The 12,209-nt window shown below is 64.1% G+C and carries 8 protein-coding genes and 1 pseudogene; 6 read left to right on the top strand and 3 right to left on the bottom strand.

All coding sequences use genetic code 11. The features are described from left to right. Positions 1-613: 613 nt before the first annotated feature. The 3 genes from QTI66_RS29520 to QTI66_RS29510 all read right to left on the bottom strand — a co-directional run bounded on the left by QTI66_RS29520 (position 614) and on the right by QTI66_RS29510 (position 6,800). A complete protein-coding gene (locus QTI66_RS29520; protein WP_286563840.1) occupies positions 614-2,632 on the bottom strand; it encodes a gamma-glutamyltransferase family protein in 2,019 nt (672 codons plus the stop codon). Positions 2,633-2,922: 290 nt separating this feature from the next. Beyond that, a complete protein-coding gene (locus tag QTI66_RS29515; RefSeq protein WP_286563839.1) occupies positions 2,923-5,259 on the bottom strand; it encodes an arylsulfatase in 2,337 nt (778 codons plus the stop codon). Positions 5,260-5,840: 581 nt separating this feature from the next. Further along, complete coding sequence (locus QTI66_RS29510) at positions 5,841-6,800, bottom strand: LysR family transcriptional regulator (RefSeq protein ID WP_286563838.1); 960 nt, start codon at positions 6,798-6,800, stop codon at positions 5,841-5,843. Between the two features lie 117 nt (positions 6,801-6,917). On the opposite strand from QTI66_RS29510, the gene QTI66_RS29505 reads away from it, so the two are divergent. The 6 genes and pseudogenes from QTI66_RS29505 to QTI66_RS29480 form a co-directional block, all read left to right on the top strand. After that, positions 6,918-8,117 carry a CaiB/BaiF CoA transferase family protein gene (locus QTI66_RS29505; RefSeq protein ID WP_286563837.1) on the top strand — a complete coding sequence of 400 codons (1,200 nt, stop codon included), beginning with the start codon at positions 6,918-6,920 and terminating at the stop codon, positions 8,115-8,117. Further along, positions 8,114-8,596, top strand: a complete 483-nt coding sequence (locus QTI66_RS29500; protein WP_286563836.1) for a MaoC family dehydratase — start codon at positions 8,114-8,116, stop codon at positions 8,594-8,596. Before QTI66_RS29505 ends, QTI66_RS29500 begins: the two co-directional genes overlap by 4 nt. A gap of 25 nt (positions 8,597-8,621) precedes the next feature. Then, positions 8,622-9,413 (top strand): class II aldolase/adducin family protein, encoded by a 792-nt coding sequence (locus QTI66_RS29495; protein WP_286563835.1) that lies wholly within the window; start codon positions 8,622-8,624, stop codon positions 9,411-9,413. Positions 9,414-9,454: 41 nt separating this feature from the next. Then, positions 9,455-10,432 carry a tripartite tricarboxylate transporter substrate binding protein gene (locus QTI66_RS29490; protein WP_286563834.1) on the top strand — a complete coding sequence of 326 codons (978 nt, stop codon included), beginning with the start codon at positions 9,455-9,457 and terminating at the stop codon, positions 10,430-10,432. Positions 10,433-11,089: 657 nt separating this feature from the next. Then, positions 11,090-11,452 (top strand): HU family DNA-binding protein, encoded by a 363-nt coding sequence (locus QTI66_RS29485; RefSeq protein ID WP_286563833.1) that lies wholly within the window; start codon positions 11,090-11,092, stop codon positions 11,450-11,452. 557 nt (positions 11,453-12,009) lie between these two features. Beyond that, a pseudogene (locus tag QTI66_RS29480) lies at positions 12,010-12,209 on the top strand (RNA polymerase-binding protein DksA); the annotation flags it as partial.

Here is a 12,209-nt window from a genome sequence, read left to right as displayed (position 1 = left end):
AGCCTCAGTTCTGTACCGTCCGAATCAGGTTCGACGATCGTTCCTCTCTCCCCCTTGGTCCGGGCCTTCATTGTCAGAACCCCCGTACTGCCATCGATTGAATATGGTCAAGATCGAAATCGTTCCGGATCCCCTGGACACATAGCCGCCGTCAGAGCCAGTCTCGAACTCTACAGGCGAGCCAGGGCGCCGGCAGTGATTTGGTGGACATGCAGGTCGCCGCGCCGAGCGGCTGGGGCAAGCTTGAATTGCGTCTGCGGAGTGCTACGCAGCGAGAGCCGACGTTCGACCAGGCACCCGAGCACGACTGCATTGCCTTGCTCTTCAGACAACGATGGCTGCATCGCCATAGACAGCCGAAGGTCGAGCAAGTCGCCAAGCGCGCGGTGCCTGGCGGGCTTGAACGGATTGCCTTCCCGTAACCAAGCTTGGTCAGCGACCTCGATCGAGTCGGCCAAATCTTCCCGACGAGCGTCAGTGGCCGCTCCTGTCAGCTGCTACCCGGCCGACATTGGCCACTCCTTCGCGTGACCGCTTGCCTGTTTGCGTTAAGCGAACCCGATTTCGGCAGAGTCCCAACGGCCCTCCGATTGACCACCCCCGGCAGACCGGTCTAAGGCGTGAACGTGTCCCCCAGGACCAAGCCTTCACGACGTGGGTCGGCGCCGCCCTGCAACGTACCTTTCCTATCCTGGAGCCGGATGATCGTGGCGACGCCGCTGGACTGCGCACCGACGTTCACGGTATGCCCCATCGCGCGCAGTCCCGTCACCAATGGATCGTTGGCGCCGTTGTTGGTGGCATCGATTTTCGGATGCTCGCCGCCGATGGAGGTGGTCGGGCTGTTGGAGGCGCCGAAGTTCACCATCGCGCCCGCCTGCTGCGCATCGAAGTTCCAGTCCAGCGCGCTTACCAAGGTCTTCGTCACGTACTGGATGATCGCGGAGCCGCCGGGCGAGCCGGTGGCCATCACGAAATCGCCGCGGGAGCCGTCCGCCGCCTTGCGGAACACGAGCGTGGGCGCCATCGAGCTGCGCGGGCGCTTGCCTGATTGAACACGGTTGGCAATCGGCAGTCCGCTGGCGTCGGTCGGCGCGGCGGAAAAGTCGGTCAGCTGGTTGTTGAGCATGAAGCCGCGCGCCATGTGATACGAGCCGAAGCCCGACTCGACCGTGGTGGTCATCGACACGACGTTGCCGTCCCGGTCCACGATCGTCATGTGCGTGGTGCCGTTCTCGGGCGAGGGCGGCATGATGCCGGCAGGGATCGGGCCGAGGTTGCCCGGCTGCGCCGTGTGCATGCTGGTGGCAAGGTTGATGAGGCCGGCGCGGCCGCGCAGGTAGTCCCTGTCGACCATGGTGGGCACGCCATTGCCAGGCAGCGGCTGGTAGTCGGTGTCGGCGACGTACTTGTCGCGGTCCGCATAGGCCAGGCGCTGAGCTTCGGAGACGAGGTGCACGGCCATCGTCTGCGGCCGACCACCGTCGTTGTCCACGTTTGTAGGCGGGTATCGGCGCAGGTCGAAGTTCTCCAGGATGCCCAGCGATTGTGCAACCGCGATGCCACCGGAAGACGGCGGGCCCATGCCGCAGACCCAATACGAACGGTAGGTGGTGCAGACCGCATCGCGCTTCTTGGCCCGGTAGTTCGCCAGGTCGGCCAGCGTGGTCTTGCCCGGCGTGATCGGCGTGCTGCCGTCGACGCTGGTGGTGATGTTGATCTTGGCCACGATGTCCTGGGCGATCGGGCCGGTGTAGAGCGCGTCTGCGCCACCCTGCGCGAGCGCCCTCAGCGTCTGCGCATACGCGGGAATCGTGAGCACCGTCCCCAGTGCCTTGGCGGAGCCGTCCGGATTCAGGTAGGTCGCTGCCGCTTCGGCGTCTCTAGTCAGGTTGGTTCGCGCCCCGGCGATGGCATCTGCCATCCGCCCCGGGATCTTGAAGCCGTTGTCCGCGAGGTCGATGCCGGCATCGAACAGGTTCTTCCAGGGTTTACGTCCGTGCTCCTGGTGCACCAGCTCGAGCATCCGGACCGCGCCGGGGGTGCCGATGGACCGGCCGCTCGCGCGCGCGCTCGGGCGTGGCGTGGTGCGGTCGGCCACGTCATCGATCCAGCGGAGGTGGTTCTCGGTAGCAGCGGCCGGTGCCGTTTCGCGCCCGTCGTAGGTCTGCACAACCTGGGTCCGGGCGTCATAGTGCAGCAAGAAGGCACCGCCCCCGAGGCCACTGGACTGCGGCTCGACCAGACCGAGCACCGCCTGCACCGCGACGGCGGCATCGGCCGCGGTGCCGCCGGACTTGAGCACGTCGCAGCCGGCCTTGCTGGCGAGTGGGTTGGCCGCCACCACCATGAAGCTCTTGGCAGAAACCGCCTGCATGCCGGTGCGGTAGCCCGACGCGAGTTCCGGCGCCGCCGGGTCACCAGGAAGGCCTGAGCCGACGACGACGGAACCGCTCGCAGTGATCGCGGTGCATGAAGGATCCGACTGCGACGCCGCTATCGCGGGCTTCGTGCTCTGGGCGACTGCGGCAGGGAAACTCCCTGCGCTGTCACCACCTCCGCCGCAGCCGCCCAGGAGCAGCAGCAATAGAAGAGAGCCAGTGAGGACACGGTTATGCAGGGGGAAGTGCATTGCTTATCCTTCGAAGTACCGGCAGATGCCGAAACCAGCGGTTTAGCATCGGAAGGCACGCAGTACGCATGGTGCTTTCCAAGGTATTGCAGTCGTAGCTCGGCTGCGTCCCGACGGCCACCCCGTTATCGCAGAGTTGAACGACCGCTTTATTGGCCGCCCAACTGGAGGTCAGGGCCCGTTGCGGCATTCCGCTGCGCGCTCGCGTACGACCGCATCGCGAGTACAGGCAGCCTCTCGAGCAGCCAAGCCGTTGGTTGGCCCGGCCATAGGCCCGGGGGCCCATGCGCCTACTGCCGCGCCATCGCAATTCGCATGGCATCTTCCGGCGAGACCAGATGATCTACGCTCTCTGCGGCGTCGGATATGGCAAGCTGCACGCCCTTGACGCGCCCGTTGAACGCGTTGTCCTTGGGCCCGTAGTCGGGGGAAACTGGCGCGCCGCTGTCTTCGCCCACATCGCAGCCGTCGTCCGCGGAGAAGACCATGGCTTGGGTCATCGGAACAGAACCCTCGCCGGCTTTCTTGCCGTCGATGAACAACGTGACCTGGCCGCCTTTGCCGAGGCCGCCGCCCGCATAGGCAAACTCCATACGCACTTGGTGCTCGCCAGTCGGCAGCGGATCCGCTGATTCGACGAAATAGTGGTTCACGCCTGCCACGTTGTAGCAGTACTTGAGCTTGCCTTGGTGCGCGTAGAGGGACCATCCGCCGATGTTCGCCCCCTGCGCGATGATCACGCCCCGCGCGCCGGAGCCCGGGACCTCGATCTGGGCAGTGACGGAGTGCGACTTGTTCTTGAGATTGAGCACGCAATTCTCCGACAGCCGGCTCATGCCACCGAACAGCAACTGCGTCTTTCCCCTGATCAGGACGGGCCGGCCTGCGGTGTCGGGGTTCATCTTTTCCACCACCCGATCGTCGATGGGCAACACCTTGTAGCGCGAGGCCTCGATCAGCCACAGGCGCTGCAATTCGTGCAGCTTTTCGGGCATCTGCTTCGACAGGTCCCGGGCCTGGCTCCAGTCCTTGGTTGTGTCGTAGAGCTCCCAGACATCGTCGTCGAGCGCCACGGTCTTGCGGCCCATGAGGACCCACGGCGTCCCGTGCTTGGTGACCGCGGTCCAGCCCTTGTGATAGATGCCACGGTTGCCGAACATCTCGAAGTATTGCGTCTCGTGCCGCTCTGCCGCGTTCGCGTCGTTGAACGTGTACAGCATGCTGACGCCCTCGAGCGGGTCTTGCGCCACGCCGTTGACCTCGACCGGTTCGGGCAAGCCCGCCGCCTCGAGAATCGTCGGCGCGATGTCGATCACGTGATGAAACTGCGAACGCATCTCCCCCTTGGCCTCAATCCCCTTCGGCCAATGGACGATCGTTCCGTTGCGTGTGCCACCCCAGTGGGAGGCCACCTGTTTGGTCCATTGGTAAGGGGCGTTCATCGCGTGGGCCCACCCCACGGCATAGTGGTTGTAAGACTCCGGTCCGCCGAGCTTGTCGTAGCGTGCCATCAGAAACTCGGGCGTTTCAAGTGCGGCGAGTCCGTTGAAATTGGCCATTTCGTTGTAGGCACCGTTCAGCGTGCCCTCGGCGGAGGCCCCGTTGTCGCCGACGATGTAGTAGACGAGTGTGTCGTCGAGGATGCCGAGCTTCTCCAGGCTGTCGAGCAGGCGGCCCACATGATGGTCGGTGAACTCCATAAAGCCTGCGTAGACCTCCATCTGCCGGCGCAGGATTGGCTTGAGCGCTTCCGGCATGTCGTCCCATGCGGGAATTTCCTCGTGACGTGCGGTGAGTTCGCAATCGGCCGGGATCACGCCCAACGCTTTCTGCCTTGCAAAGGTTTCCTCGCGAAGCTTGTCCCATCCCTGGTCGAACTTGCCCTTGTACTTGTCGGCCCACTCCTTGGGTACGTGATGGGGCGCGTGCGTGGCGCCCGGCGCGAAGTAGGCGAAGAACGGCTTGTCGGGTGCGAGGGCTTTCTGCTGCCCGATCCATGACATCGCCTTTTCGGTCATGTCCTCCATCAAGTGATAGCCCTCCGAGGGCGTCTTCTTCGGCTCGACCGGGTTGGTGCCTTCATAAAGGCTCGGATACCACTGGTTGGCTTCGCCCCCGATGAAACCGTAGAAATACTCGAAGCCGCCGCCGCCAGTCGGCCACGCGTCAAAGGGGCCGACCGAGCTCGTCTCCCACACCGGCACCTCGTGGCACTTGCCGAACTGCGCGGTGGAGTAGCCATTGAGCTTCAGCGTACGGGCCAGGGGCGACATGGAGTTGGGGAGCACCGAACTGTAGCCCGGGGCTCCCGTGGCGATCTCGGTGATGCCGCCCATGCCGCAGGAGTGGTGGTTGCGGCCAGTCAACAAGGCCTGACGTGTCGGCGAACAAAGGGCGGTGGTGTGAAAGCGGTTGAACTTCAGGCCGGCCGCTGCCAGCTTCTCCGCGTTCGGCGTCTGGCAAGGGCCGCCGAACGCACTTGAAGATCCGAAGCCGGCATCGTCGACGAGGATGATCAGCACGTTGGGCGCCCCCGTGGGCGGGCGCAATTGATCGATTGGCGGAAACCGGGTGTCGGGGTCCCGCGCGTCGTAGGTGATGAGGCCGGGCCTCGACGTGTTGCGCATCGGGAGATGCGTACGAATCTTCCCATCATCCGAATCTTGACTCTTCGGCTTCGCTTGATTGCTCACGCTTTTCTCCTCGAGTGAATCGACGGAGCGAAATTCACATCACGGACGCGCCCGCCCCTTGGTCCGCCCGCTTTCTGGTGGACGCAGAGCGTACTCGGAACACGGCGTGCCTGCCACAGGAGATTCCGTTTGCGGGCGATACCAAAGTCCGCTCGCCTCGAAAGCGAGCGTTCAGAGCGTCGGGATGAACATCCGGTTGTGGCCGACTGCCGAAATCCAAGCGCGACATCGAACTATGGCTCAAGCAGCACAGCTGGCGCTCGTAACGCTGATGGAGTAGCCGACTCCCCTCCTCGCTCGGCAGCGCGCGCGTACCCAACGGCGTTTTACATATTTGCGAGTGCCCTCGACAAAAAAGGCAAGCCCCTCGCACAAACACACATGGACCAAAACAGAACGTGCAGCGGCAACAGGCGGGGAATGTCGTAGGAGGGCTGCACACTTGGCGAGCTGCAGCGGCGTAACGAAAAAGGTCAGGTTGCAGGGTCGACTCGTGCCCACTCGCTGAAGGTACCCTACGCGCCTTTCCGGGGGCCTTGAATTGCGCGCTGTCGCACAAGGGTCCGTTCGTCTGCGGTTCGCTTCGGCGAAGCTTGAGACAGTGCCAACTCACGAAACCGAAGCACCGCCGGGTTGTGCGTGTCGGTGCGCGTGGCCATCGCCAATGAAATGCCCGCCGATGCCGGCAGCTGCTGGATCGGCCGAAACACCACATCGCGCGCCGCCAGTCGCGCACTGACCGAAGGCACAAGCGCCACCCCCATGCCGCTTTGCACCAGGCTGATCACGGTTTGTACCTGGGTCGCTTCCTGGGCGACGTGCGGCGTTAGCCCGGCTTGCTGGAACACGAGCATCACCATGGCGTGCAGGCCCGGGACGTGGGTCGAAGCGTAGTCCACGAAAGGCTCCCGCGCGAGGTCACGCAAGGTCAGGCGCTTCTTTGCGGCTAGCGCATGCGTTGAAGGCAGCACCGCGCAGAACACATCACGCTCGACGATCTCCATCAGCAGCGTGCTGGCCGATCCCGTCGGATAGCGGACCAGGCCCACATCCAGTTCGCCGCTTTCGACCATCGCCAGCAGTTCGAGATTCGCTGACTCGCGCAGCACCAGTTCGACCTGCGGATAGCGGGCGCGATAAGCGGGCAGCAGGCTTGGCAGCAGCGCGTACGTGGCAGACCCGACAAAGCCCACACGGAGTGTTCCCCGCTCGCCACCGGCCGCAGCGAGCGCCGCATCGCGCAAGGCTTTCGCGTCGTTCACGCAGCGGCGCGCCAGGACGAGCGCAGCGATGCCGGCCGCCGTCAAAGCAACGCCGCGCGCCTGGCGCTCGAACAGCGGCGCGCCCACCTCTTCCTCCAGCTTGCGGATCGCCACCGACAGCGGCGGCTGCGCCATGTGCAGGCGATGGGCAGCTCGACTGAAGTTGAGCGTTTCGGCCACAGCAATGAACTGGTGCAGTTGGCGTAGCTCCATGAGGCTTACTTTGTATGTATGGCAAATGACATGAACGGTATTGGACGCCTTAGGGCGCCGGTTCTACGATCCGTGCATACCCCAACAGACGAGCGGCCCGAGACACCGCCAGCCACCATGACCACTCCTGCGTCGAACCTGCCCCTCGAAGGCGTCCGCATCCTCGACCTGAGCGCGGTCGTGCTCGGCCCCTACGCCAGCCAGAACCTGGCCGAGTTCGGCGCCGACGTCATCAAGATCGAGCCGCCCGAAGGCGATTCCACGCGACGCACCGGCCCCAGCACCGAACCCGGCATGGGGGCCATCTTTCTTGGCGTCAACCGCGGCAAGCGCAGCGTGGTGCTGGATCTCAAGCGCGCCGACGCCCGCGCCGCCCTGCTCGCCCTGGTCGACACCGCCGACGTGCTGATGCACAGCATCCGTCCGCAGAAGCTTGCGGCCATCGGCCTGGACCCCGACACCCTGCTGGCGCGCAACCCCCGGCTGGTCTACGTCGGCCTGCATGGCTTCGCGGAAGACGGCCCCTACGGCGGCATGCCGGCATACGACGACATCATCCAGGGCCTGTCGGGCTGTGCGGCCTTGATGGAGCGCCAGTCCGGCGCACCGCAATACTTCCCGACGATCGCGGCCGACAAGACCTCCGGCCTGGTCGCCACCCATGCCATCCTGGCCGCGCTGTTCCGGCGCGAGCGCACCGGCAAGGGCAGCTATGTCGAGGTTCCGATGCTGGAATCGATGGTGTCCTTCAATCTGGTCGAGCACTTCTACGGGCATCACTTCTCGCCGCCGCTGGCCGACACCGGCTACCCACGCCTGTTCGCCAAGCATCGCCGGCCCTACCGCACGGCCGATGGCTACCTCTGCGCCATGCCCTACACCGACGCGCACTGGAAGCGCTTCTTCACCGAAGGCGGCATGCCCGAGGCCGCGGCCGATCCGCGCTTTGCCAACATCACGGAGCGCACGCGGCACATCGATGCGCTCTACACGCTCGCCGCGCAGGTCATCGAAACGCGCGGCACCGATGAATGGCTCGAAGTGTTCGCCCGCCTCGAAGTGCCGGCCTCGCGCATGAACCGCCTCGAAGACCTGCCCGACGACGAACACCTCAAGGCGACCGGCTTCTTCAAGACCATCGACGACCCGAAGATGGGCAAGCTGCACTTCCCCGGCGCGCCGGTGCGCATCGATCGGCAACAACTGCCGGTGCGCATGGCCCCGCGCCTCGGCGAACACACCCACCAGGTATTGAGCGAAGCCGGCATCGCACCCATTGGCAACGAACAACCCGCATTGCAAGGAGCACCGATATGAGCGCACCCACAACAGCCAAACACCCGCTGCTGGGCCACGGCTTCTTCTGGCAAGACCTCGAGGTCGGCCAGAAATTCCAGACCTTCAACCGCACCGTGACCGAGACCGACCTGGTCAACTTCATCTCATGCACCGGCATGCTGGAGATCATCTTCATCGACGCCGAAGGCGCCGCCAGCGCCATCGGCGGACGCCCGGTGCCGGCCGCCCTCACCTACTCGCTCATCGAAGGCTTCATCCTGCAAACGATGATCCAGGGCACGGGCATGGCCATGCTCGAATGCACGCAGAAGGTGCTTGCCCCGGTGCGCGTCAACGACACCATCCACGCGGTGGTCGAGGTCGCCGGCGTCAAGCCCACATCGAAAGGCAACCGCGCCATCGTCGATTCGAACATCGACGTCTTCAACCAGCGCGGTGAAGCCGTGCTGCGCTACACGGCGCGCCGCATGCTCGCCGGTCGCCCCGAATCCCGTTGACCAATTATCCCGAGGCACCATCCACATGAACGCTGCTGTCCAGACCCGCCCTGCTTCCGTCCGCGACCGCTTGAGCGACGAGGAATGGAAGGTCCGCACCGACCTTGCCGCCTGCTACCGGCTGGTGGCGAAGTACGGCATGAGCGACCTCATCTACAACCACATCACGGCCAAGGTGCCGGGCGATGCGAAGCACTTCCTGATCAATCCGTTCGGCCTGCTGTACACGGAGATCACCGCATCGTGCTTCTACACGCTGGACCTCGACGGCAACGTCGTCGACAAGCCCGATGGCGAGTTCGGCGAGTTCCCGGTGAACCGCGCGGGCTTCATGATCCACAGCGCTGTCCATGGCGCACGTCCCGACCTGAAGTGCGTGATGCACACCCACACTCGTGCCGGCATGGCGGTCTCCGCGATGAAGCACGGACTGCTGCCGCTTACGCAATCGGCCATGCGCTTCTATGGCGCCATCGGCTTCCACGACTACGAGCAGCCCACGGTGGACATGAGCGAGCGCGACCGTATCGCGCACGACCTCGGCCCGCACAGCACGCTGATCCTGCGCAACCACGGCCTGGTGGCCTGCGGCCCGAGCGTGCAGGACACCTGGAACCTGATGTACTGGCTGGAGACCGCGTGCCAGGTGCAGGTCGACGTGCTGGCCAGCGGCGCTGAAGTCAGCATGCCCAGCGCCGAACTGGCCGCACAAATGGCGAAGCGCTACGGCCCGCAAGGCAAGGTCAACTTTTCGCCGATGGAATGGCCTGCGCTGCTGCGCCAACTCGATCGCGAAGACCCTTCGTACAAGACCTGAGCGGCTGAACGCTCACCCCATTCAATAAACCGGAGACAACCATGTTCAAGCCCCTCGCCCTCGCCCTGGCCGCCACGGCCGTTTTCGCCGCGCCTTTGCTTTCGCACGCCGAAGACAAATACCCGTCCAAGACGGTGAAGATCATCGTGCCCTATGCGCCGGGCGGTCCCAACGACATCGTGGCCCGGTTGCTCGCAGCCAGGCTCGGAGAGATCGAGAAGCAGTCCTTCATCGTCGAGAACAAGCCGGGCGGAGGTTCCAACATCGGCGCCGATTTCGTCGCCAAGGCGCCGGCCGACGGCTACACCTTCCTGATCGCTGCGACCTCGCATGCCATCAACATGACTTTGTTCCCGAAGGAGCAATTGAAGTACGACTTGCTGAAAGATCTGGCGCCGGTCTCGATGATCATGACCGGTCCGCTGGTGTTGGTGACGCGGCCCGACTTCCCGGCCAGCAACCTGAAAGAACTCGTCGCAGCGGCCAAAGCAAAGCCCGGTGAATTGTCGTTCGCCTCTTCGGGCAACGGTTCGTCGACGCATCTCGGTGGCGAAATGCTCAACAGCGCAGCCGGCATCAAGACCATTCACGTCCCCTACAAGGGCAGCGGCCCCGGCCTTACCGACGTGATGGGCGGCCAGACCACCTACATGCTCGACACCATGATCTCGGCCACGCCTTTTGTGACGTCGGGCAAGCTCAAGGCCCTGGCCGTCACCGGTAAGAAGCGCTCACCGGCCTTGCCCAACGTTCCGACCGTGGCCGAGCAGGGCTACCCGAACTTCGAAGCAGTCGCGTTCATCGGCATGATGGCGCCGGCCGCGACGCCCAAGCCGGTCATCGACAAGATCAACGCGGACATGCAGAAGATCCTTGCGATGCCGGAAATCAAGGACAAGCTGGCGGCGCAGGGCTTTGCCGCCGAGTGGATGAAGCCGGCTGATTTCGGCAGCTACCTGGCCAAGGAAGTGCCGAAGTGGGGCGCCATCGTGAAGGGCGCGAACGTCAAGGTCGACTGATTTTTTGTGAGCATCGGATGGGAGGGGCAAAGGACCAAGCCCTTGGATCGCAACTGGAGTCGCCCGCCTGATAGACCCGGTCTTTCTGAAAGAATTACGATCCTTCCGTCAAGCGTGCTCCGCCCCTCCGCGGTTGGCGCAACACCCCACCCTTCAAATTTCCTCGCGGCGGATGGCGTGTCACCGAACTTCGACTTGACCTTCCGAATCCCCAGGAAGGTTGATGCCGCCTGATCTGCGCGACATCCGGACCTCTCCATCTGCAGTACCCTGCGCATGGCCCCCGCGCGAACGCAGGGCAAGCCTGATCGCCTGGCCCGGATGTTCGCACAGGCGCCAAGTTTCATGGCACTGCTCAAGGGACCAGAGCCCCATTGCCCCTGAGCATTCCGTGCTACGACCGTCTGTTCGGGGGCCCGCACCCTCGTTGGCGGGACGGTGGCCAAAGCATGGCCCGAAGTTGCGGCGCATGGCTGTATGGACATCCTTGCGTGTTCGTGCCCCTGCCCTTCACGTCGCGCCACTGCTACGAGCCGATCGAACCACGGGCCTTTGACGACGATCCATGGCCGTATCTGCCCCGGTACACTTCGCACGCCCCAGTGTTCAGTGGGGTCGCCGCAGGCAACGCGGTGAGTATCAATCCAAGGAAACCAGATGAACCGTATCGAATTGGTCGAGAAAATCTCCAGCGCTCATAACCTCAGCAAGGCGGAAGCCGCGCGAGTCGTCGAAACCGTCACCGACTCCATCATCAACGCAGTGAAAAAGGGCGATTCCGTCCAAATCGTTGGCTTTGGCACCTTCAAGCAGGTGGCACGCGCGGCGCGCACCGGCTTCAATCCGCAAGCAGGCGCAAAGATCAAGATCGCAGCAACGAAGGTGCCGAAGTTCGTGCCCGGCTCTGCATTCAAGGCGGCCGTCGATCCGAAGGCCGCAAAGCGCAAGGCTGAGAAAGCGGCTGCGAAGCCCGCTGCGAAGAAGACGGCGCCCAAGAAGGCGGCTGCGAAGAAGAAGTAACGATCGCTGGATCGGCCTGTGAGTCGCACGCCGGGCCGCAGTCACAAATAGGCCGCCCTCGGGCGGCTTTCTCATTGGCGCGGCCGGGCATTGAGCCTGTTGGACACTGAGCGGAACGGAGATTGCCGGAAGTCGTGCCAGCGGGTTGCTCACGACCGTGTTCCTTGCAGCAGTCGACGTACTGGCTCATGAAGGCGCTGTCGTCGTCCGATTGCACGCCGAGCATCGCACGGCAGGGCTGCAGCGATTCTTTCGCAGAGAACCCGCCCCGCGGCTGACCCTGGGTTGTGTTGGGCAACCGTCGCTGCCGAGGGTGGGCCCGGCCGACCGCACCCGAGGTAGTCGGTCAGTTGTAGTCGTAGTAGCGCGCGGCGCTGCCGCGCAGGGTTCGCGAGCACAATCAAAGGTGAACTTTTTACTGTCATGAGGTTTACGATGGCGACGTTCTGGACTTCGGCGCTGTTAGTCATCCTGGCTCGCCACTTTCTTGCTTGACACCTCGGCACGGCTGCGGCGGGACCTGGATGCGCGACCCTTTTGCTCCTGTCACGACGCCCATGAAAAAAACGGCTGCTGCCCCCACACCCGCTCCGGCGACGCCTGTCGTCCTGCCTGCACCCGCCCGCGTGCCTCGCGTTTCGCGCCGTTCCCAACATACAGTTCCCTCGATGGCGCAGTCGGTGGCTTCCACCGCCGCCAAGTCGAGCTTCACGCAGGTCGTGTCGACCGCGCTGGTGCCACCGCCGCACGTCGCGGT

This window comes from Variovorax brevis, assembly GCF_030317105.1.
Lineage (GTDB): Bacteria > Pseudomonadota > Gammaproteobacteria > Burkholderiales > Burkholderiaceae_C > Variovorax > Variovorax brevis.
The sequence above is the reverse complement of the archived record's forward strand: the minus strand, read 5'-3'. Positions and strand labels throughout refer to the sequence as shown.